General features: G+C 69.5%; 19 protein-coding genes. 9 read left to right on the forward strand and 10 right to left on the reverse strand.

Going from position 1 to position 20,972, the window contains the following annotated elements:
• Positions 1-31 precede the first annotated feature (31 nt).
• From IGS68_RS17345 to folB, 3 genes are all read left to right on the forward strand, one after another.
• A complete protein-coding gene (locus IGS68_RS17345) occupies positions 32-691 on the forward strand; it encodes a ribonuclease HII (protein WP_201071830.1) in 660 nt (219 codons plus the stop codon).
• 110 nt (positions 692-801) lie between these two features.
• A complete protein-coding gene (locus tag IGS68_RS17350; RefSeq protein ID WP_201081439.1) occupies positions 802-1,887 on the forward strand; it encodes a site-specific DNA-methyltransferase in 1,086 nt (361 codons plus the stop codon).
• Between the two features lie 66 nt (positions 1,888-1,953).
• A complete protein-coding gene (folB, locus tag IGS68_RS17355) occupies positions 1,954-2,367 on the forward strand; it encodes a dihydroneopterin aldolase (protein WP_201071833.1) in 414 nt (137 codons plus the stop codon).
• A 76-nt stretch (positions 2,368-2,443) separates the two neighbouring features.
• Here the strand turns inward: folB and IGS68_RS17360 are convergent, their stop codons facing one another.
• The 3 genes from IGS68_RS17360 to IGS68_RS17370 all read right to left on the reverse strand — a co-directional run bounded on the left by IGS68_RS17360 (position 2,444) and on the right by IGS68_RS17370 (position 5,792).
• Positions 2,444-2,773 (reverse strand): HigA family addiction module antitoxin, encoded by a 330-nt coding sequence (locus tag IGS68_RS17360; protein ID WP_247880943.1) that lies wholly within the window; start codon positions 2,771-2,773, stop codon positions 2,444-2,446.
• 151 nt (positions 2,774-2,924) lie between these two features.
• Entirely contained in the window at positions 2,925-4,271 is a 1,347-nt protein-coding gene (locus IGS68_RS17365) for a sigma-54-dependent transcriptional regulator (RefSeq protein WP_201071839.1), read from the reverse strand.
• 87 nt (positions 4,272-4,358) lie between these two features.
• Entirely contained in the window at positions 4,359-5,792 is a 1,434-nt protein-coding gene (locus IGS68_RS17370; RefSeq protein ID WP_201071842.1) for a dicarboxylate/amino acid:cation symporter, read from the reverse strand.
• A 424-nt stretch (positions 5,793-6,216) separates the two neighbouring features.
• Here IGS68_RS17370 and IGS68_RS17375 point away from each other — a divergent pair, with 424 nt between their 5' ends.
• The 6 genes from IGS68_RS17375 (at position 6,217) to IGS68_RS17400 (ending at position 13,565) form a co-directional block, all read left to right on the forward strand.
• Complete coding sequence (locus IGS68_RS17375) at positions 6,217-8,367, forward strand: TonB-dependent hemoglobin/transferrin/lactoferrin family receptor (RefSeq protein ID WP_201071844.1); 2,151 nt, start codon at positions 6,217-6,219, stop codon at positions 8,365-8,367.
• Between the two features lie 3 nt (positions 8,368-8,370).
• Positions 8,371-9,471 carry a hemin-degrading factor gene (locus tag IGS68_RS17380; protein WP_201071846.1) on the forward strand — a complete coding sequence of 367 codons (1,101 nt, stop codon included), beginning with the start codon at positions 8,371-8,373 and terminating at the stop codon, positions 9,469-9,471.
• Positions 9,468-10,346: a heme/hemin ABC transporter substrate-binding protein gene (locus IGS68_RS17385; protein WP_201071862.1), complete on the forward strand. Its 879-nt coding sequence runs from the start codon at positions 9,468-9,470 to the stop codon at positions 10,344-10,346. Before IGS68_RS17380 ends, IGS68_RS17385 begins: the two co-directional genes overlap by 4 nt.
• A complete protein-coding gene (locus tag IGS68_RS17390; RefSeq protein WP_201071865.1) occupies positions 10,343-11,392 on the forward strand; it encodes a FecCD family ABC transporter permease in 1,050 nt (349 codons plus the stop codon). Before IGS68_RS17385 ends, IGS68_RS17390 begins: the two co-directional genes overlap by 4 nt.
• Positions 11,389-12,192: a heme ABC transporter ATP-binding protein gene (locus IGS68_RS17395; RefSeq protein WP_201071868.1), complete on the forward strand. Its 804-nt coding sequence runs from the start codon at positions 11,389-11,391 to the stop codon at positions 12,190-12,192. Before IGS68_RS17390 ends, IGS68_RS17395 begins: the two co-directional genes overlap by 4 nt.
• 311 nt (positions 12,193-12,503) lie before the next feature.
• A complete protein-coding gene (locus IGS68_RS17400) occupies positions 12,504-13,565 on the forward strand; it encodes a zinc-binding metallopeptidase family protein (protein WP_201071871.1) in 1,062 nt (353 codons plus the stop codon).
• A gap of 131 nt (positions 13,566-13,696) precedes the next feature.
• Here the strand turns inward: IGS68_RS17400 and scpB are convergent, their stop codons facing one another.
• The 7 genes from scpB to IGS68_RS17435 are packed head-to-tail and all read right to left on the reverse strand — an operon-like array spanning position 13,697 to position 20,776.
• A complete protein-coding gene (gene scpB / locus IGS68_RS17405) occupies positions 13,697-14,275 on the reverse strand; it encodes an SMC-Scp complex subunit ScpB (RefSeq protein ID WP_201071885.1) in 579 nt (192 codons plus the stop codon).
• Positions 14,272-15,030, reverse strand: a complete 759-nt coding sequence (locus tag IGS68_RS17410) for a segregation and condensation protein A (RefSeq protein ID WP_201071888.1) — start codon at positions 15,028-15,030, stop codon at positions 14,272-14,274. The genes scpB and IGS68_RS17410 overlap by 4 nt, the downstream gene beginning before the upstream one ends.
• Positions 15,031-15,036: 6 nt before the next feature.
• Complete coding sequence (locus IGS68_RS17415) at positions 15,037-15,723, reverse strand: site-2 protease family protein (RefSeq protein ID WP_201071891.1); 687 nt, start codon at positions 15,721-15,723, stop codon at positions 15,037-15,039.
• Complete coding sequence (gene nagZ / locus IGS68_RS17420; protein WP_201071894.1) at positions 15,723-16,796, reverse strand: beta-N-acetylhexosaminidase; 1,074 nt, start codon at positions 16,794-16,796, stop codon at positions 15,723-15,725. The genes IGS68_RS17415 and nagZ overlap by 1 nt, the downstream gene beginning before the upstream one ends.
• A complete protein-coding gene (locus IGS68_RS36185) occupies positions 16,783-17,811 on the reverse strand; it encodes an SPOR domain-containing protein (RefSeq protein ID WP_201071909.1) in 1,029 nt (342 codons plus the stop codon). Before IGS68_RS36185 ends, nagZ begins: the two co-directional genes overlap by 14 nt.
• On the reverse strand, positions 17,808-19,565 hold the full coding sequence (gene argS, locus IGS68_RS17430) for an arginine--tRNA ligase (protein WP_201071912.1): 1,758 nt from the start codon (positions 19,563-19,565) through the stop codon (positions 17,808-17,810). Before argS ends, IGS68_RS36185 begins: the two co-directional genes overlap by 4 nt.
• Positions 19,565-20,776: a deoxyguanosinetriphosphate triphosphohydrolase gene (locus tag IGS68_RS17435; protein ID WP_201071915.1), complete on the reverse strand. Its 1,212-nt coding sequence runs from the start codon at positions 20,774-20,776 to the stop codon at positions 19,565-19,567. Before IGS68_RS17435 ends, argS begins: the two co-directional genes overlap by 1 nt.
• Positions 20,777-20,972: the final 196 nt, after the last annotated feature.

Here is a 20,972-nt window from a genome sequence, read left to right on the forward strand (position 1 = left end):
CGGACGCCCTTCCACTGCCGGTACCCTGCCCATGCCCGACCTGACCCACGAGATCGCCGCCGGCTACGGCACCGGAACCATCGTCTGCGGCGTGGACGAGGTCGGGCGCGGGCCGCTGGCCGGGCCGGTGGTGGCGGCGGCCGCGATCCTGCCGCCGGACGGCCTGCCCCCCGCCCTCGCCGCCCTGGTCAACGACAGCAAGCTGCTGAAACCCGGCGTGCGGGAGGAGCTGGCTCCCCTGATCCGCGCCTCCGCGACGGTCGCGATCGGCATCGCCGACGTGGGCGAGATCGACCGGCTCAACATCCTCCGCGCGAGTTTGCTCGCCATGAAGCGGGCGGTCGAGGCGCTCGGCGTCCGGCCCGGCGTGGCGCTGGTGGACGGCAACAAGGCGCCGGACCTCGCCTGCCCCGTGCGGACCATCGTCGGCGGCGACGCCGCGTCGCTGTCGATCGCCGCCGCGTCGGTCGTCGCCAAGGTCGAACGCGACCGGATCATGGCCGCGCTCGCCCGGACCCATCCCGGCTACAGCTGGGAGCGGAATGCCGGCTATCCGACGGCCGAACACCGCAAAGCATTGATTTCTTTAGGAGTCACGCCCCACCACCGGCGCAGCTTCGGTCCGGTGAAAGTGGCATTGGCGACTCAGGGTACCGAGAAAGCGAGTCCCGACTCCGGGTTCGAGAAATAAGGATTGACGCGGATTCGCGCTCGACTCATGTTGCGCGAATGAGTCAAGCACTTTCCTCCCCCAAGGCCCTCCGCAGGCCCCCCGCCAAGGCGCCTTCCACCGTGATCCCCATGCACCAGAACCGTATCCTGGTCGGCGATTGCGTCACCGTCATGAACGGCCTGCCGGCCGGCTCGGTCGACATGGTGTTCGCCGACCCTCCCTATAACCTGCAACTGGGGGGCGACCTGCTCCGCCCGAACCATTCCCGCGTCGACGGGGTGGAGGAGGACTGGGACAAGTTCGCGGACCTCGCGACCTACGACCGGTTCACCCGCGACTGGCTGGCGGGCGCCCGGCACGCGCTGAAGGACGACGGCTGCCTGTGGGTGATCGGCAGCTACCACAACATCTTCCGCGTCGGGGCGGCGCTCCAGGACCTGGGCTTCTGGCTGCTCAACGACATCATCTGGCGCAAGACCAACCCGATGCCCAACTTCCGGGGCCGCCGCTTCACCAACGCGCACGAGACGCTGATCTGGGCCGCCAAGTCCAAGGAGGCGCGCTACCATTTCTCCTACGAGGCGATGAAGAGCCTCAACGACGATCTCCAGATGCGCAGCGACTGGCTCTTCCCGCTGTGCACCGGCCAGGAGCGGCTGAAGGACGCCGACGGCAACAAGGCCCACCCGACTCAGAAGCCGGAAGCCCTGCTCTACCGCTGCATCATGGCCTCGACCGAGCCGGGCGACGTGGTGCTGGACCCGTTCTTCGGCACCGGCACGACGGGCGCCGTCGCGAAGCGGCTGGGGCGGTCCTGGATCGGCATCGAGCGCGAGCACCAGTACGCCCAGGTCGCCAATGCCCGGATCGCCTCCGTGCAGGAGGCTCCGGACAAGGAGTTGCTGTACGCCCCGACCAAGCGGCAGGCGCCGCGCGTGCCGTTCGGCTGGCTGGTCGAGCGCGGGCTGCTCAGTCCCGGGGCCACGCTGTTCGACCAGCGGCGCATCCATACCGCCCATGTCCGGGCCGACGGCATGCTGATCGGCACCAACCACCTGGGCAACCATTGCGGCTCGATCCATCAGGTGGGCGCCGCGATGCAGGGACTTCCGGCGTGCAACGGCTGGACTTTCTGGCACTTCGAGACCAGCAGTGGAGAGCAGCGGCCAATCGACATGCTCCGCCAGAAAGTTCTCGCAGAGCTGCATTGCTGATCCACCCTTTATTGTTTCATCGCCGACGCTTGGCTTAGAGGGGGCGGAATGGTAAATCAGCGCGCCATGAACAAGCTTTTCGCACAAGTCGTCGCCCCGGTGGCGCGCCCCTCCGCCGAGCGGGCGCTCACCCGTGTCTTCATCCGTGACCTCGTGCTGGACGCGATGATCGGCGCGTACGAGCACGAGCGGGACAAGCCCCAGCGGATCCGCGTCAACCTCGATCTCCAGGTGGAGCTGCGACCCGGCCCGTCGCGCGACCACCTGCCCGACGTGGTGTCCTACGACACCATGGTCGCGACGGTGAAGGAGATCGTCGCCGCGGGCCACGTCAACCTGTGCGAGACGCTGGCCGAGCGCATCGCCGAGCGCCTGCTGATCGACCGCCGGGTGCGCGTCGCGACCGTCCGCGTCGAGAAACTGGACGTCTTCGCCGAAGCGGCCAGCATCGGCGTCGAGATCGAGCGCCGGCAGACCTGATAAGCCGGATCGCGTCCCTGGCGGATGCCGGGGACGCGGGGTCGATTGGCGGCGTGCCGCTCTCCTCGAAGTTGCTTCAGCAGCCTTGAGCGGCCTCAGGCATGACGACTCTTTGTACCATGATTTCGCTCTCCTTCCGCATGGCCTGAGCCATGTCGTAGTCGAGCTGAAGGCCCGCCCAGACTTCAGGCCGAGTGCCGAACGCCTTGGACAGACGAATGGCCATTTCGGGAGAAACTCCCGCTCGCCCGTTCACAAGATCGGAAAGCGTCTTGCGGCTGACACCCAGGATCTCAGCGCCTTTGGTCACCGTCAGTCCCAATGGCTCAAGACAGTCGTGCTTGATGGTCAGACCCGGATGCGGAGGGTTCTTCATCAGCATGTCGCAAGCCCTTCTTATCGTCACCTCTTCGAAACAGAGGCGCGGATTAGTATACCGCAAACTCCTTAATGTTGGGCCGTAGGTCGGCTAGAGCGAAGCGGCAGCCGACAGCAACGCGCCGGCTTCGTCGGCTGCCGCTTCGCTCTAGCCGACCTACGGTTGTACAGGCAAAGCCTCACCGGAATGTCTCGATCGGCAGGTTCAGGCGCTTCAGGCGGTCGTAGAGCGTCTTGCGCGGTAGCTTCAGGCTGTCGCTGACGGCGCCGATGTTGCCCTGGTGGCGGGCCATGGCTTCCGAGATCACCGCCCGCTCGAAAGCGTCCACCTGCTCCGCGAAGGACGGCGGCTCGGCGGAGGCGGCGTCGCCCGCCGGGTCGAGCGGAGTGCCGTGGATGCCCAGCACGAAGCGGTCGGCGACGTTTCGCAGCTCCCGCACGTTGCCGGGCCAGGCATGGGCCATCAGCTGCCGGCGCTGCGCGCTCGACAGCACGGGCGCCTCGCGCCGGTACCGTGCCGCCGCCTGGAGCACGAAATGCTCGAACAGCAGCGGCACGTCCTCGCGGCGCTCGCGCAGCGGCGGAAGCGTCACCGAGATCACGTTCAGCCGGTAATAGAGGTCGCTTCGGAACCGCTGCTGCCGGCTCAGCTCCGCCAAGTCCTCCTTGGTGGCCGCGACGATGCGGATGTCGATCGGGATCTCCCGGTTCGATCCCAGCCGTTCGACGACACGCTCCTGCAGCGCCCGCAGCAGCTTGACCTGGAGCGCCAGCGGCATGGACTCGATCTCGTCGAGCAGCAGCGTGCCGCCGTCGGCATGTTCCAGCCGGCCGATGCGCTGGCGGCTGGCGCCGGTGAAGGCGCCGGACTCGTGGCCGAAGATCTCGCTCTCGAACATGGTCTCCGGCATGGCGCCGCAATTGATCGCGACGAAGTTCGCGTCGCGGCGGCGGGAGAACTGGTGGAGGCAGCGGGCGACCAGCTCCTTGCCGGTACCGGTCTCGCCCAGGATCAGCACGTCGGCCGCCGTGTCGGCGACCTGGAGGATCACCCGCCGGACCTCCTGGATGGCCGGGGACTGGCCGAGCAGGATGGACTCGATCCCCTCGCGGTCGGACAGCTTCCGGCGCAGCGTCTCGACTTCCAGCGTCAGGGCGCGGCGCTCCAGCGCGCGCTGGACCGAGTTGACCAGGCGGTCGGTCGGGAAAGGTTTCTCGATGAAGTCGTAGGCCCCGACCCGCATGGCGTCCACCGCCATGGCGATGTCGCCGTGGCCGGTGATCAGCACCACCGGCAGCTTGGGATCGACCCGCATGGCGTGGTCCAGCAGCGCCAGCCCGTTCATGCCGGGAAGCCGGACGTCGGTGACGATGACGCCGGGAAAGTCGGGGTGGATCATGTCGCGGACCGGCTCGGCGGCACCGAAGCCCTTGGCCTCGATGCCGGCGAGCTGGAACGTCTGGATGCTGGCCGCGCGGACCGCGTTGTCGTCCTCGACCAGCAGCACGGTCAGGCTGTCCTGCATGGCTCGCTCCTTCGGCGCCGGTCTGGCGCCGCCGGACTCTGCGTCAGCAGGACCTCCCGGGCAAGGTGAAGATAGGCCGGGCGAAGATCAATAGGCCCGGGCGCCGGCGCCCTGCCCGGCCCCGATGTGCCCGGTTCCGATGTGCCCGGTTCCGATGTGCCCGGTTCCGATGCCCGCCGTCTCCTCCTCCGTCACCAGGACGGATTCGGGGCTGTCGGCTTCCTCGTCGGTCTCGTTGTTCAGGTGGCGGTTCATGCGGTCCACATCCAGGGCCCCTTCCCAGCGGGCGACCACCACGGTGGCGACGCCGTTGCCGATCAGGTTGGTCAGGGCCCGGGCCTCGGACATGAAGCGGTCCACGCCCAGGATCAGCGCGATGCTGGCGACCGGGATGGTCCCGACCGAGGCCAGCGTCGCCGCCAGCACGATGAAGCCGCTTCCCGTGACGCCGGCCGCCCCCTTGGAGGTCAGCAGCAGCACGGCGATGATGCCGATCTCCTGGCTGAGCGTCAGGTCGGTACCGGTCGCCTGGGCCAGGAAGATCGCCGCCATGGTCAGGTAGATGCAGGTGCCGTCCAGGTTGAACGAATAGCCGGTCGGGATCACCAGGCCGACCACCGACTTCTCGCAGCCCAGCAGCTCCATCTTGGCGATCATGCGCGGCAGGACCGATTCCGACGAGGAGGTGCCGAGGACGATCAGCAGCTCTTCCTTGATGTACTTGATGAACTTGACGATGCTGAAGCCGGCCAGCCGCGCCACCGTGCCCAGCACCAGGAAGATGAACAGCAGGCAGGTGGCGTAGAAGGCCAGCATCAGCTGCCCCAGCGACAGCAGCGAGCCGACGCCGTACTTGCCGATGGTGAAGGCCATGGCGCCGAAGGCGCCGATCGGGGCCACCTTCATCACGATGCCGACGATCTTGAAGAAGACGTGGGCCGACTGGTCGATGATGCCCAGCAGCGGCTTGCCCTTCTCGCCCAGCGCGAACAGCGCGAAGCCGAACAGCAGCGCGAAGAACAGCACCTGGAGTATTTCGCCCTCGGCGAAGGCGCCGACCACCGTGCTCGGCACGATGTGCATGATATACTCGATGGTGCCCTGCTCGGCCGCCTTCGAGGTGTAGGCCGCGATCGCCTTGGTGTCGAGCGAGTTGACGTCGACGTTCATGCCGGCGCCGGGCTGCCACAGGTTGACGACGACCAGGCCGATGATCAGCGCCAGGGTGGTCATCACCTCGAAATAGATCAGCGCCTTCACGCCGACCCGGCCGACCTTCTTCATATCCTCCATGCTGGCGATGCCGTGGACGACGGTGCAGAAGATGATCGGGGCGATCAGCATCTTGATCAGCTTGATGAACAGGTCGCCCAGCCACTTCAGGCTGGCGCCGAACTCGGGATGGAAATACCCGACCAGCACGCCGATCACGATGGCGCACAGCACCTGGAAATAGAGGTGGTGATAGATCTTCTTGTGGGGGACAGGCGCGGTCACGGCCGCGCTTCCGGTGGCCTGCATGGTGCTTCTCCCTAGACTGAACCGCTTCTGCCGTCGCTTCCCACCTGGAAAGCCGGGCATTCTCCGTGTCGAGCGGCAGTGCGACTGGAGATCCGTTCAGCAGGTTCCATGCCAAGAAGCGGACATTCCGGAATACCCGGCTAAGTGTTTGTCGTTAATGGGATTATGGGGCGGCCGCCCGGTGATCGCGGGGCTGCTTTTCCGGATTTCCGCACGGCGCCGCCCCGGTGTGGCTGGGATCCCGGAAAGCGCCGTCCCCTTTTCCGCCCGATTTGAAGCTTGTTAATGCGAACGATTCTCATTATCAATTTCCTGGTCCACCCCCGCCGACTCCAGCCCGGAGACTTTACAATTGCGACTGATTCCCATTTTCATTAGCATCACGTCGACGGGCCGGGGTGCCCGTCTCAGCCGCACGGTCCTGATGTCCACCAGCATCGTCGCCCTCGGCGCCGTGGGCGCCCTCGCCCAGGAAGCCGCCCCGGTCCCCGTCACGGCGGCGGAACCGCCGGCATCCGTGCTGCGCCTCGACCCCGTCACCGTGACGGCGACCCGAGGCGAGCGGCCGGTGGACGAGGTGCCCGGCACCGTCTCCGTCATCACGGACTCGGAGATCGACCGGCGGCTGGTCTCCGACCCGCGCGACCTGCTGCGCTACGAGCCGGGCGTGTCGATCGGCAGCGACCCGACGCGCTCGGGCCTGACCAATTACACGATCCGCGGCATCGGCGGGAACCGGGTGCTGGTCCAGGTGGACGGCGCCCGGCTGCCGGACTTCCCCGCGACCAGCCCGACCTTCAACCGCGACTATGTGGACCTGGACACGGTCAAGCGGGTGGAGATCGTGCGCGGCCCGGCCTCGTCGCTCTACGGCAGCGACGCGATCGGCGGCGTGGTCGCCTACATCACCAAGGACCCGGCGGATTACCTGACGGAATTCGGCCGCGACGTCTTCGTCAGCGCCAAGGCCGGCTACGACGGCGCCGACAACAGCCTCGCCACCACGGCCACCGTGGCCGGCCGCGCCGGCAGCCTGGAGGGAATGCTGGTCGCGACCCGGCGCGACGGGCGGGAGGTCGAGACCAACGGCCGGGCGGAGGCGAACCCCCAGGACTATTTCTCCAACAACCTGCTGGGCAAGCTGGTCTGGAACGCGGGCGACCACGACACGCTCAAGCTGACCGGCGAGCTGCGGAAGGCCGTGACCTGGACGGACATCCGGTCGGAACGCTCGGCGACGGTGCTCGACAGCCTGGGGCGCGACACCACCGACCGCTACCGCCTCAGCCTGGACCACGCCCACGACGCACCCATCGGCTTCATCGACGAGGTCGACTGGCAGCTCTCCTGGCAGCGGGTCGGCCGCAGCGAGGACAGCACCCAGCGCCGCCTGACGGCGGGACAGCCGCGGCTGCGCATCACCGACCAGGAGTTCGAGCAGGATATCTGGGGCCTCGACGTCCAGCTGCTCAGCCGGGCCGAGATCGCGGGGACGGCCAACACCTTCACCTACGGCATCGACATCGACTATTCCGACACCTCCCGCCCGCGGGAGCGGACCGAGACCAACCTGGTCACCGGCGCCGTCACCCGCTTCATCGGCGGCGAGCTGTTCCCCAACAAGACCTTCCCCGACAGCACGACGCTGCTGGCCGGCGCCTATGTCCAGGACGAGATCGGGATCGGCCGGCTCTCCGTGATCCCGGGCGTCCGGGTGGACCATTACCGGCTCGACCCCGACCCGGACCAGGCCTACCGCAACCTCAACCCCGGCGCGCTCCAGGTCGGCACGGTGACCGAGACGGCGGTGTCGCCGAAGCTGGGCGCCACGTACCGCCTGGACGACCGCTTCACCCTGTTCGGCCAGTATGCCCGGGGATTCCGCAGCCCGCCCTACGACGACGCCAATATCGGCTTCACCAACGCGGCCTTCGGCTACGTCGTCCTGCCCAACCCCGACCTGGAGCCGGAGACCAGCGACGGCTTCGAGGCCGGCCTGCGCGGCAACCTGGGAACCGCCGCCTTCAGCGTCAGCGGCTTCTACAACCGCTACCGCGACTTCATCGAGCAGGTCGTGGTCGGGACCAGCGGCGGGCTCCAGCTCTTCCAGGCGAGGAACCTGGAGCGGGTGAAGATCTGGGGCGCCGAGGCGCACGGCGACTGGGCCGTGGGCGCCGGCTTCACCCTGCTGGGCAGCCTGGGCTACGCCCGGGGCGAGGACGAGGACACCGGCCGCCCGATCGACAGCGTCGATCCGCTGAAGCTGGTCGGCGGCATCCGCTACGACCATCCGGCGGATTCCTGGGGCGCCGAGCTGGCGACCACCTACACGGCGCGGAAGTCGCGGGTCAGCGACGCGGGGTTCTTCCAGCCGCCCTCCTCCACGGTGGTGGACCTGATGGCCTATTGGGACGTGACGCCGAACGTCACGGTGAACGCCGGGCTCTTCAACCTGACCGACGAGCGCTACTGGAATCCCCAGGACGTCACCGGCCAGAGCCGGACATCCACCAGCATCGAACGCTATGCCCAACCCGGCCGCACCGTCGCGGTCAATGCCATCGTGAAGTGGTGAGCCATGAGTCCCGACATCCGATCCGACCTGAAAGCCCTGCCCGGCCTGCCCCTGCCCGCCAACGACCTGCTGTGGGACTGCTGGCAGGTGCTGCGCAAGGACCGCCCCGGCATCCGCGCCCGCGACGCGGCGCTCGAACTGGAGGTTCCGGAAGCGGCGCTGATCGCCAGCGGCTGCGGCCGGATCAGCCTGCGCCTGCGCTCCGGCGACTGGGGCACCTTCCTGGAAGGGGTCGGCACGCTCGGCCCGGTCATGGCGCTGACCCGCAACGAGCATGCTGTGATCGAGAAGACGGGAACCTACCGCAACATCGACTGCGGGCCGGCCATGGGGCTGGTGCTGGACCCGGACATCGACCTGCGCCTGTTCTTCAACCACTGGCGCCACCTGTTCATGGTCCGGGAGGACAGCCACGGCAACGCTCGCCTCAGCCTTCAGGTGTTCGACGGCACCGGCACCGCGGTCCACAAGATCTACCTGACCGAGAACAGCGACCGCGAGGCCTTCGACCGGCTCGCGGCCGCCCGGAGGACCGACGACCAGACCACCGCGTTCGACGCCGAGCCGCCCGCGAGTCCCGCCGCCCCGACCGAGGACGAACGGATCGACTTGGCGGGCTTCCATGCCGGTTGGGACGCGCTGGAGGACACCCATGAGTTCTTCGGCCTGCTGCGCCGCTTCGGGTTGGGCCGCGTCCAGGCGCTGCGGCTGGCGGGACCGGACCGCGCCCGCCCGGTCGCGGCGTCGGCGCTCTCGACGGTGTTGCGCTCCGCGGCCGGCAGCGGGCTGCCGATCATGGTGTTCGTGGGCAACCGGGGCTGCATCGGGATCCATACCGGGCCGGTCCACCGGATCAAGGCCATGGGTCCCTGGCTGAACGTGCTCGATCCCGGCTTCAACCTGCATCTCCGGGAAGACCGCATCGCCACCGCCTGGGTGGTGCGCAAGCCCACGGCCGACGGGATCGTCACCTCGCTGGAGCTGTTCGACGCCGCGGGGGAGACCATCGCCTTCCTGTTCGGCCGCCGCAAACCGTCGGAACCCGAGCTGGACGGCTGGCGCGCGCTGGCCGCCGGCCTCGCCGCGCCGGAGGCGGCGCCATGAAGGCATGGCCGCCCGTCCTGTTCTCCCTGGTGCTGGCGTCCATCGCCGCCGCGGCCGAACCGCCCGCGCGGATCGTCTCGGTCGGCGGCGCGGTCACCGAGATCGTCAACGAACTCGGTCTGGGCGACACCCTGGTCGCCGTCGACAGCACCAGCCTCCACCCGCCCGCCATGCGGGAGCTGCCGCAGGTCGGCTACATGCGGGCGCTGTCCGCCGAGGGCGTCGCGGCGCTCGGCCCCGATCTGGTGCTGCTGAGCGACAATGCCGGCCCGCCGCCGGTGATCGCCCAGATCCGAGGCCTGGGCATTCCCACCCGGATGGTCCCCGACCGGCCGACCGTGGAGGGCGTCGCGGAAAAGGTCCGCGCGGTCGGATCGTTCCTGGACCGGCAGGAGGAGGCTGAAGCCATGGCTCGTGACATCACCAGGGGAGTGGAGGCGGTCAGCGCCGTCGTCGCGGAGATCCCCGACCGCCCGCGCGTCCTGTTCCTGATGGGCCTGGGCCAGGGCGCCCCGACGGCGGCCGGGCAGAACACCGCTGCCGACGCCATGATCCGGCTGGCGGGAGGGATCAACGCCATGGAGGGATACGAGGGCTACAAGCCCGCGTCGGGCGAAGCGATCCTGGCGGCGGCTCCCGACGTGCTGCTGCTGCCGTCGGACGCGGTGGAGGCCGCCGGCGGGCGCGACGCGATCCTGGCGATGCCCCAGTTCGCCGGGACGCCGGCGGCGCGGCACGGCCGGCTGGTCGCGATGGACACCCTTTACCTGCTGGGCTTCGGCCCCCGCCTTCCCCAGGCCCTGGCCGACCTCGCCCGCGCGCTGCACCCGGACCGGGCCGACGCCTTCCCGACGCCGCCCAGGGACCGTTCATGACCTGCCTGACGGCGCGCGACGGCGCGGCCGGGCTCGGCCAATGGGGCGTTCTCGCGCTGCTCGCGGCGCTCGCCTGCGCCGCCGTGGTGGCGAGCCTCGCGATCGGCGCTTCCGCCCTGTCGCCCGGGACCGTCCTCGCGGCGCTCTTCGGGGGCGACGTCGCGCACCGGGACGCCGCGATCGTGCTCCAGCTCCGGCTGCCGCGCACGCTGCTGGGGTTCGGCGTCGGGGCGGCGCTGGCGGTCAGCGGTGCCATGATGCAGGGGCTGTTCCGCAATCCTCTCGCCGATGCGGCGCTGATCGGGATCTCCGGCGGCGCCGCGCTGGCGGCGGTCGCGGTGATCGTGCTGGGCGTTCCCACGGCGGTCGCCGGGCTGGCCGGCCCCTTCGCCCTGCCCGCCGCGGCCTTCGCCGGCAGCCTCGTCACCATCCTGGCGGTCCAGCGGGTCGCGCGCGGCGACGGCAGGACCGACGTGGCGATCCTGCTGCTGGCCGGCATCGCGGTCAACGCCATCGCCGCGGCGGGGACCGGCTACCTGGTCTTCGGCAGCGACGACCGGCAGATGCGCGACATCACCTTCTGGACCATGGGATCCCTCGGCGGGGCCGCCTGGCCGGTGGTGCTGGCCCTGGCGCCCTTCGCCCTGGGCGCCGTCCTGGCCGCGGGGCGCTGGGCCGGCGTGCTGGACGCGCTGCTTCTGGGCGAGCGGGAGGCGGCGCTGATGGGCTTCAGGGTGGAACCGGCCAAGACCGGGATCGTGACCGTCTGCGCCGCCGCGGTCGGCGCCAGCGTCGCGGTCGCCGGTGTGATCGGCTTCGTCGGGCTGGTCGTGCCGCATCTGGTCCGCCTGGTCGTCGGGGCCGGGCACCGGCTGCTGCTGCCGGCCTCGGCCCTGCTCGGCGGCACCCTGGTCCTGATCGCCGACATCGTCGCGCGCACCGTGGTGGCGCCGGCCGAACTGCCGATCGGCCTGGTCACCGCGCTGATCGGCGGCCCGTTCTTCCTGTGGCTGCTGATCCGCCGGCGGCGCGAGGCGCCGTCATGATCCGGGCGACGGAGGCGACCCTGCGGCGCCGCGGCCGGGCGCTGGTGGACCGGGTCTCCCTGGACCTGCAACCCGGCACGCTGACGGCGGTGCTCGGGCCGAACGGCGCCGGCAAGTCGTCGCTGGTCCGGCTGCTGTCGGGCGAGACGCCGCCCGACGCCGGCACCGTCACGCTCGACGACCGCCCGCTGGCGGAGTGGGAGCCGGAAATGCTGGCGCGCCGCCGGGCCGTGCTGTCCCAGTCGGTGACCCTGTCCTTCCCGCTCGGCGCGGCCGAGGTGGCGATGCTGGGACGGGCGCCGCACCGGGCTCGCGCGACCCGGGCCGAGAGCCTGAAGGCGGTCGAGCGGGCCTTGCTGGCGGCCGACGCGCTGCACCTCTCGGAGCGCTCCTACCCGTCCCTGTCCGGCGGCGAGCAGCAGCGGGTCCAGTTCGCCCGCGTGCTGGCCCAGCTGGACGACGATGCCGACCCCTCCCCCCGCTACCTCCTCCTGGACGAGCCGACCTCCAGCCTGGACATCCGCCACCAGGCCCAGCTTCTCGGGCTGGCCCACGGCCTGGCCCGCCGGGGCTGGGCCGTCATGGCGGTGCTGCACGACCCCAACCTCGCCGCCGTCCATGCCGACACCATCGTCCTGATGCGCGACGGCCGCGTGCTGACGGCGGGCTCCCCCTGGACTGTCATGACGCCGGACTGCCTGGCCGCCGCCTTCGACCACCCGGTGCTGGTGTCGCGGCGGACCGACCTGGACCGGCCCCTGATCGTGCCCGCCGTCCAGGGCGGTACCTGTTCAGGTTGAATCACTTCGGTGCTCGCAGCCGGCCTTTCCACTCGCCGCACCATGTTGCGCCATGGGCGCAACCTACGGCTCGATGCAGGGCGGAGCTGATGCGAACCAACGATCGTAGGTTGCGCCCATGGCGCAACGCATCGGATCAGCTGTCTCGGACGGATCGACCTGATCGGGTACAGCTCTAAAGCTTTATTGCGCAGTACCGCCCACCGACCGGCCATTCCTTTCAAACATGGCTGCCATTTGCTGGAACACCGCACCTTCCAGAGCGTTGCTGGGCGACTGAGGCGGGCTTCTTCCGGCAAGGCGAAGGTGACATGAAGCTGTTTGAATGCGAGAGCTGCGGCCAGCCGCTCTATTTCGAGAATACGGTGTGCGAGAGCTGCGGCCATCGGCTGGGCTATGTTCCGGAAGTCAACAAGGTGACGGCCCTGGAGCCGGAAGGCGAGGCTTGGCGCGCGCTGGGCGCGCCCGGCACGCTGTACAAGTTCTGCCGGAACGCCGAGGTGGACGCCTGCAACTGGCTCCTGCCCGCCGATTCCGCCGAGCCCCATTGCGCCGCCTGCCGCCACAACCGCACCATCCCGGACCTTTCCGACGCGGAGAACATGGCGCGCTGGCGCAAGCTGGAGATGGCCAAGCATCACCTGTTCTACACGATGCTGAAGCTGAAGCTGCCGCTGAAGAACCGCACCGACGATCCCGAGGGCGGACTGGCCTTCGACTTCCTGTCCGACCAGGTCGATGCCGACGGCAACGTGACCACGGTTCTGACCGGCCACGACAACGGCCTGATCACCATCAACGTCGCCGAGGCCGACGACGCCGAGCGCGAGAAGCGCCGCACCCAGATGCAGGAGCCCTACCGGACCCTGCTCGGCCATTTCCGCCACGAGGTCGGCCACTATTTCTGGGACAAGCTGGTCCGCGACGCCGGCGAGGAAAGCCTCGCCAAGTTCCGCGAGATGTTCGGCGACGAGCGGGCGGACTACGGGCAGGCGCTCCAGACCCACTACAACAACGGCCCCCCGGCCGACTGGCAGGACAACTTCGTCAGCACCTACGCGACCGCCCACCCGTGGGAGGACTTCGCGGAGACCTGGGCGCACTACCTGCACATCGTCGACACGCTGGAGACGGCGCGCTCCTTCGGCATGAAGATCCGCCCGCGGATCCGCAAGGGCCACGAGCTACAGGCCGAAGTCGACTTCGACCCGCACAAGGCGAGGGACATCGAAGACCTGATCGACAACTGGCTGCCCCTGACCTACGCGGTCAACGCCCTCAACCGCAGCATGGGCCAACCCGACCTCTACCCGTTCATCCTGTCCCCGGCGGTGATCGCGAAGCTCGGCTACATGCACGACCTGACGCACTGAGCGACAGACCATCGGCCGGAACCGGGTTATCGGGGTCGGACCACCATTTCCCCTGGAAGCTGCCGTTCAGGGAAGCCTATGGGAAATGGTGGTCCGACCCCGACAACCCTCGTCGGCGATGTCAATGGTCGTTATCCTTCCTCCTCGCGCGCCGGCAGCCCCTCGCCGCCGCCCACCGCCGCCAGCACCGGCCGGGAGTCCAGCAGGCCCGAGGCCTTCAGGTCCTCCAGGTTCGGCAGGTCGCGCAGGCTCTCCAGGCCGAAATGGTCGAGGAAGCCGTCGGTGGTGATCCAGGTCAGCGGCCGTCCCGGCGTCTCGCGCCGCTTGCCGGGACGGATCCAGCCCGCCTCCATCAGGATGTCCAGCGTGCCCTTGCTGGTCGCGACGCCTCGGATGCTCTCGATCTCGGCGCGGGTCACCGGCTGGTGGTAGGCGATGATCGCCAGCGTCTCGACCGTGGCCCGCGACAGCTTCCGCTGCACCTCGGCATCCACGCGAAGCTTCTCGGCCAGATCCGGCGCCGTCCGGAACGACCAGCGCCCGCCGGTGCAGACCAGGTTGATGCCCCGCTCGGCGTAATGCGCCGCCAGCTCGCCCAGCAGCGCGTCCACGTCGGCGCCCTGCCCCAGCCGCGCCGCCAGGCTGCGGGCGTCCAGCGGCTCGGCCGAGGCGAACAGCAGGGCCTCCAGCAATCGGAGCTGCGGGTTCATGACGGCGACCGGACGCGGCGCAGATAGATGGGCGAGAAGACGCCCTCCTGCCGAAGCTCCAGCTTCCCGGCCTTGGTCAGCTCCAGGCTGGCGACGAAATGGGCGGCCAGGGCCGACCGGCTCAGCAGCGTGCCGCCGCCCGCTCCCGGGACGAAATTGGCGAGGTCCGTCCAATCCGGCAGTCGGCCCAGCATCTCCGACAGGTGCTTCAGCGCGTCTTCCAGCGAATAGAGCTCGGTCGGCTGGATGCGCCAGGTGCCGAACTCCTCGCGCCGCTTGTGCTCTGTATAGGCCCGGAGCAGGTCGTAGAGCGACAGGTCGAAGATCGACCGGGTGACGATCCGGATGCCTTCCGGCGCGCCGCGCGCGAACACGTCCCGCCCCAGCCGGGGCCGGTCGAGCAGCTTGGCCCCGGCCTCCTGCATCGCCTCCAGCCGCTGGAGCTGGAAGGCCAGCGCCTGGGCCAGATCCTCGCCGCTCGGCTCCTCCGCGTCCTGCTCGGGCAGCAGCAGCCGCGACTTCAGGTAGGCCAGCCAGGCCGCCATCACCAGATAGTCGGCCGCCAGTTCCAGCCGGATGCGCCGCGCCTCGGCGACGAACTCCAGGTACTGGTCGGCCAGTTGGAGGATGGAGATCCGGGTCAGGTCCACCTTCTGGTCGCGGGCCAGGGTCAGCAGCACGTCGATCGGCCCCTCGTACCCGTCGAGGTCGAGGACGAGCTGCCCTTCCGCTTCCAGGATCGCTTGGTCGGCCATGGGGCGTCAGCCGTGCCCGGTCACGAAGCCGAGCAGCCGGATCACGTACTCGACCGGCGGCCCGAGCAGCCAGGGCAGAACGCTGAGATTATATCCGAGCTGTGTCCCGATCAGCGGCACGATGAACAGCACGCCGATCAGGATGAACAGCCCGTAGGGCTCCAGCCGGGCGATCGGCATCGCGAGCTGGCGCGGCAGCAGCCCGACCGCGACCCTTCCGCCGTCCAGCGGCGGCAGCGGGATCATGTTGAAGACCGCCAGGATCACGTTGATCTGGACCGCGATCACCAAGCTCTGCTGGACCCACAGCAGGGCCTCGTCGGGCACCAGCCCGACCCAGCGGAGCGCCCAGGCGGAGAAGAAGGCCAGCACGATGTTGATCGCAGGCCCCGCCAGCGCCACCAGCACCATGCCGTAGCGCGGGTTGCGCAGCCGCCTGAAATTCACCGGGACCGGCTTGGCCCAGCCGAACAGGAAGGAGGTGGTGAAATACATGATCGCGGGCAGCACCACCGTGCCGAACGGATCGACGTGGCGCAGCGGGTTGAAGGTCACCCGCCCCAGCACCTTCGCCGTGTCGTCGCCCAGCTTCCACGCTACATAGCCGTGGGCCGCCTCGTGGAAGGTGATCGCCACGATGACCGGGATCACCCAGACCGACGCGGTGAACAGGAACTGCCCGATATCCGGCATCAGGCCACCAGGTCCGCGCCGGGGTCCAGGGCGTCGCCCTCCAGCAGCCCGTCCAGCCGCTCGCGCATGGCGTCCACGTCGCCCCGGCCCGGCGGCTTCAGGAAGGTCAGCGCACGCTCCCACCGCACGGCGGCGGAGTCGGTCAGCGGCGGCACCACGCCCAGCAGGTCGCGCATCTCCTCCAGCCTGCCGTTGCAGTGCAGGACCACGTCGCAGCCGGCCTCCAGCACGGCGGTCGCGCGCTCCGCGACGGTGCCGGCCAGGGCTTCCATGGACAGGTCGTCGCAGAACAGCAGCCCGTCGAAGCCGATCTGCTCGCGGATCACCGACTGGATGACGATGCGCGAGGTGCTCGCGGGGTGGACCGGGTCCAGTTCCCGGTAGACCACGTGGGCGACCATGCCCAGCGGCATGTCCGACACCACCTCGAACGGCAGGAAGTCGCTGCGCGCCAGTTCCGCCCGGCCCGCCTCCACCAGCGGCTGCTCCAGGTGGCTGTCGCACAGCGCCCGGCCGTGGCCCGGCAGGTGCTTGATCACCGGCAGCACGCCGCCGTCCAGCAGCCCCGTGCAGGAGATCCGGGCGAGGCTCGCGACCAGTTCCGGATCGTCCGAGAAGGCGCGGTCGCCGATCACGTCGTGGGAGCCGTCCACCGGCACGTCGCACACAGGCGCGCAATCCACCGTGATGCCGACCTCGTGCAGCATCGCGGCCAGCAGCCGGGCGTTCAGCCACGCCGCCTCCGCCCCGGCCTCCGGATCGCCGACCGCCAGGTCGCCGATCCGCCGGGCCGCCGGATGGGCCGCCCATTCCGGCGGGCGCATGCGCGCGACCCTGCCGCCCTCCTGGTCGATCAGCACCGGCGCGTCGGCCCGGCCGACCGAGGCGCGCAGCTCCGCGACCAGGGCGCGGACCTGATCGCGGGACTGGCAGTTGCGGCGGAACAGGATGAAGCCGAAGGGATCGGCGAGGCGGAAGAACTCCCGCTCCTCCTCGCTCAGGCTCAGGCCGGCACAGCCATAGACGACGGCGGCGGGACGCTTCCCGGAGAGAACGGACTTACTGGCGGACAATTATGCACCCGACGCTCTGGGCCTTCAGCGACGAACAGATCGACGAGGCGCGGGCCTCGTCCACCGGCCCGGCCTGCACCCGGTAATAGACGCCCCGCTCGCCCAGGTCGGCCCGGACATAATTGACGCCCAGACCTCCCAGGATCTCGGGATAGCGGCGCTGGAGCCGCTGGAACTCGGCCCGCGCGCCCTCCTCGGACTTCACCGAGGCGATCTGGAGGCGGAAGCCGCTCCCGCCCGCGGATGCCGCCGGCGCCGGAGGTGAAGGCGGCGGCAGGGCCGCCGTCTGCGGGGGTGCCGCGGGAGGAGCCAGCGGCACCGGCCGCGCCGCGGCCACGGGGGGCGGCGGCGCCGGAGCGGCGGCCACGGGCGGCGGAGGCGCCGGGATCGCCGCGGGCGGCGCGGGCTCGTCGTCCTCCACCAGGCCCGGCTGCTCCGAGGCGGCCATGTCCTGGGACAGCGGCACCGGCGCGCCGGTCGCGGCCGGCGGTATCTGCGGGACCGGCTCCGGCGCCGCCTGCGGCGGCTCGGGGCGCGGCAGCGGCGTTTCCGGCGGGGGCAGCAGCCGCTCGACCGCCGCGGTCTCGGTATTGCCGGTCTCGGCCTTCAGACGGTCGTAGATCAGCTTGTCCTGGTGCGGCACGGCCATGCCGCCGGGCTGGTCCGGGCGCATCTTGACGGGGGAGCCGTCGGCCTTGATCAGCGGCATGCCGCCGTCGGTGCCGCCGTCCGTGCCGCCTGTATAGGTCAGCCAGACGATCGCGAAGAACAGCACCAGCCCCACGCCGGCCAGGATCGGCGCCAGCAGCCGGCGCCGGCCGCGCGCCGGCCGCGCGTCGGGATTGGGCCGGTAGGAGCCGCGCTGGTAGACCCGCGGCTCGACCCGCAGGTCGCGGGGCATGTAGCGGGCGTCCTCGGCGTCGGGACCGTTGCCGGCGGCATACTCGTCCCGGCCATCGCCCTCCGGTCCGTGGTCGTCCCGGCCATAGGGGTCTCGGCGATCGTACTGGCTCATCCGCGCAGTTCCTCGACAGGCTCCACTCCCATCACATCCAGACCGGATGCGATCACGATCGACACCGCCTTGATCAGCGCCAGCCGGGCGGTGGTCAGCTCAGGGTCTTCATCGAGCAGGAAACGCATGGTCGTGTCGTCCTTGCCCTTGTTCCACAGCCCGTGGAAGGCCGCCGCGAGGTCGTAGAGATAGAACGCGACGCGGTGGGCCTCGTGGGCCTGCGCCGCCGATTCGACGATTCGCGGCCAATTCGCCATCAGCTTGACCAGCGCCAGCTCCTCCGGCGCTTCCAGGCGGGACAGCACGGCGTTCGCCGCCAAGTCGTCGGGGTTCAGGCTGCGCTCCGGGTCGGCATCCTTGGCGTGGCGCAGCACCGAGCAGCAGCGGGCATGGGCGTACTGGACGTAGAAGACCGGGTTGTCCTTGGACTGCTCGGTCACCTTGGCGAAGTCGAATTCCAGCGTCTGGTCGTTGCGCCGGGTCAGCATGATGAAGCGGACCACGTCGCGGCCGACCTGGTCGATCACGTCGCGCAGGGTCACGAAGGTGCCCGCGCGCTTCGACATCTTGACCGGCTCGCCGTTCTGGAGCAGGTGGACCAGCTGGCAGATCTTGGCGTCCAGCGAGCCCTGCCCGCCGGTCACCGCCGTGGTCGCCGCCTGCATCCGCTTGACGTAGCCGCCGTGGTCGGCGCCCAGCACGTCGATCAGGATCGGGCTGCCCCGGCGGAACTTGTCCAGGTGGTAGGCGATGTCGTTGGCGAAATAGGTCCAGCTGCCGTCCGACTTCTTCAGCGGGCGGTCCACGTCGTCGCCGAACCGGGTGGCGCGGAACAGCGTCTGGGGCCGCGGCTCCCAATCGTCGGGCTTCTTGCCCTTCGGCGGCTCCAGCACGCCGGTATAGATCAGCCCCTGGTCGACCAGCGACTGGTAGGCGTCCTCCACCGCGCCGCTGGCGATCAGGTTCCGCTCGGACGAGAAGACCTGCCGGCGCACGCCCAGCGCCTCCAGGTCGTCCTTGATCCCGGCCAGGATCCGCTCGATCGCGAAGTCGCGCACGGCGGGCAGCCACTCCGATTCGGGAGCGTCGAGCCACTTCGGCCCGTCCCGCCCGGCCAGCTCGGCGCCGACGTCCTTCAGGTATTCGCCCGGATACATGCCGGCCGGGATCTCGACCGTCTCGCCCAGCGCCTCCCGGTAGCGCAGGTAGGTCGAACGGCCCAGCACCTCGACCTGCGCGCCGGCGTCGTTGATGTAGTATTCGCGGGTGACGGTATAGCCCGCCTTCTCCAGCAGGGACGCCAGCGCGTCGCCGACCACGGCGCCGCGCGCGTGCGCCGCGTGCAGCGGGCCGGTCGGGTTGGCGGAGACATATTCGACATTGACCGCCGACCCGGCGCCCACGCTGCTGTTGCCGTAGGTGACGCCGGCCACCAGGATGTCGCCGATCCGCTGGCGCCAGGTGTCGTCGGACAGCCGCAGGTTCACGAACCCGGGACCCGCGATCTCGACCGAGACGACGTCGGCCAAGTCCTTCAGCCGCTCCACCAGCATGTCGGCGATCTCGCGGGGCTTCAATCCCGCCTGCTTGGCCAGGACCAGGGCGGCGTTGGTGGACAGGTCGCCGTGGGACGCGTCGCGCGGCGGCTCCACCGTCACCTTGGACAGGTCGAGCCCGCCCGGAAGCTGCCCGCGTGCCGCGAGGTCATCCAGGATGACGCGAAGGTCTTTGGCGAACTCGTTGAACAGATTCATCAGGTCTTGGATTCCATGTCGAACATCCGCTCGTACTCCGCCAGGGCGAAGCGGTCGGTCATGCCTGCAATATAATCGGCCACCAGCCGGGCGCGCGATCTTTCGTCGGTGCCGCCCCCGGCCGCCAGGTCGGCCTGCCATTCCGTCGGCAGGCATTCCGGCTCGGCCATGAACAGCGCGAACAGTTCGGAGACCACGCGCCGCGTCTTGCTGGTGACGCGGTTCACTTTGTAATGCCGGTACATGCGCTGTTTCAGGAATCCGCGCAAGACCCGATCATGGTCGCGCATCCCGTCGCTGAAGGCGACCATGGCGCGGGGCGCCGCGCGCACCTCGGCGGCGGAGCGCGGCCCGACCTCGGCGATCCGCCGCCGGGTCTCGGCGATCAGGTCGGTCACCATGTGGTCGATCATGCGCCGGATCGTCTCGTGGACCAGCCGGGTCCGGTCCAGCCCCGGATAGCGGTCGTGCAGACCCCGGACGATGCCGCCCAGCAGCGGCAGCTCCGCGATCTCCTCCAGCGTGAACAGGCCGGCGCGCACCCCGTCGTCGATGTCGTGGTTGTTGTAGGCGATGTCGTCGGCCAGCGCCGCGACCTGCGCCTCCATGCCGGGATTGGTCCCCAGCTCCAGGTCCATCTCCTGCTGGAACTCGCGGATCGTCGTCGGCAGGCCGTGGCCGGGAAGCTCGGGCAGCAGCGGGCCGTTGTGCTTGACCACCCCCTCCAGCGTTTCCCAGGTCAGGTTCAGCCCGTCGAACTCGGCGTAGCGGCGCTCCAGCCGGGTCAGGATGCGGAGCGTCTGGTCGTTGTGGCTGAAGCCGCCGTAGGGCTTCATGGCCTCGTTCAGCGCCTCCTCCCCGGCATGGCCGAAGCAGGTGTGGCCCAGGTCGTGGGCAAGCGCCACCGCCTCCGCCAAGTCCTCGTTCAGGCCCAGGGTGCGGCTGACCGAGCGGGCGATCTGGGCGACCTCCAGGCTGTGGGTCAGGCGGGTGCGGTAATAGTCGCCCTCGTGATAGACGAAGACCTGCGTCTTGTACTTCAGCTTGCGGAACGCGCCGGAATGGATGATGCGGTCGCGGTCGCGCTGGAACATCGACCGCGTCGGGCTTTCCGGCTCGGGCTTCAGCCGGCCGCGGGTAAGCTCCGGCCGGCACGCATAGGCGGCCGGTCCCGGTTCGGCGTTCCGGAGAAGGGATTGATCGGCGATCATGCCCGGACACTACCGATAGTGGGGTTCATATTTCAATCACCATCGCGACCTATTGACCTGCCGCGCGCCCGCCCCTTTGAACGGACGGCCTGGTCTGCTTACATAGGGTAAGGATAAACTTGCCGAGACGGGCATTTTTCAGGCCCGTTTCCGACCGACCTCCCGCGGAAAACGCGCGGAACCCAAGGAGAAGACC

The sequence above is a fragment of the Skermanella sp. TT6 genome (genome assembly GCF_016653635.2).
Classification (GTDB): Bacteria; Pseudomonadota; Alphaproteobacteria; order Azospirillales; family Azospirillaceae; genus Skermanella; species Skermanella cutis.

Coding starts and splice junctions, on each gene's coding strand:
- IGS68_RS17345 (WP_201071830.1), top strand. CDS start 32: ATGCCCGACCTGACCCACGAGATCGCCGCCGGCTACGGCACCGGAACC.
- IGS68_RS17350 (WP_201081439.1), top strand. CDS start 802: ATGCACCAGAACCGTATCCTGGTCGGCGATTGCGTCACCGTCATGAAC.
- folB (WP_201071833.1), top strand. CDS start 1,954: ATGAACAAGCTTTTCGCACAAGTCGTCGCCCCGGTGGCGCGCCCCTCC.
- IGS68_RS17365 (WP_201071839.1), bottom strand. CDS start 4,271: ATGCAGGACAGCCTGACCGTGCTGCTGGTCGAGGACGACAACGCGGTC.
- IGS68_RS17370 (WP_201071842.1), bottom strand. CDS start 5,792: ATGCAGGCCACCGGAAGCGCGGCCGTGACCGCGCCTGTCCCCCACAAG.
- IGS68_RS17375 (WP_201071844.1), top strand. CDS start 6,217: ATGTCCACCAGCATCGTCGCCCTCGGCGCCGTGGGCGCCCTCGCCCAG.
- IGS68_RS17380 (WP_201071846.1), top strand. CDS start 8,371: ATGAGTCCCGACATCCGATCCGACCTGAAAGCCCTGCCCGGCCTGCCC.
- IGS68_RS17385 (WP_201071862.1), top strand. CDS start 9,468: ATGAAGGCATGGCCGCCCGTCCTGTTCTCCCTGGTGCTGGCGTCCATC.
- IGS68_RS17390 (WP_201071865.1), top strand. CDS start 10,343: ATGACCTGCCTGACGGCGCGCGACGGCGCGGCCGGGCTCGGCCAATGG.
- IGS68_RS17395 (WP_201071868.1), top strand. CDS start 11,389: ATGATCCGGGCGACGGAGGCGACCCTGCGGCGCCGCGGCCGGGCGCTG.
- IGS68_RS17400 (WP_201071871.1), top strand. CDS start 12,504: ATGAAGCTGTTTGAATGCGAGAGCTGCGGCCAGCCGCTCTATTTCGAG.
- scpB (WP_201071885.1), bottom strand. CDS start 14,275: ATGAACCCGCAGCTCCGATTGCTGGAGGCCCTGCTGTTCGCCTCGGCC.
- IGS68_RS17410 (WP_201071888.1), bottom strand. CDS start 15,030: ATGGCCGACCAAGCGATCCTGGAAGCGGAAGGGCAGCTCGTCCTCGAC.
- IGS68_RS17415 (WP_201071891.1), bottom strand. CDS start 15,723: ATGCCGGATATCGGGCAGTTCCTGTTCACCGCGTCGGTCTGGGTGATC.
- IGS68_RS36185 (WP_201071909.1), bottom strand. CDS start 17,811: ATGAGCCAGTACGATCGCCGAGACCCCTATGGCCGGGACGACCACGGA.
- argS (WP_201071912.1), bottom strand. CDS start 19,565: ATGAATCTGTTCAACGAGTTCGCCAAAGACCTTCGCGTCATCCTGGAT.
- IGS68_RS17435 (WP_201071915.1), bottom strand. CDS start 20,776: ATGATCGCCGATCAATCCCTTCTCCGGAACGCCGAACCGGGACCGGCC.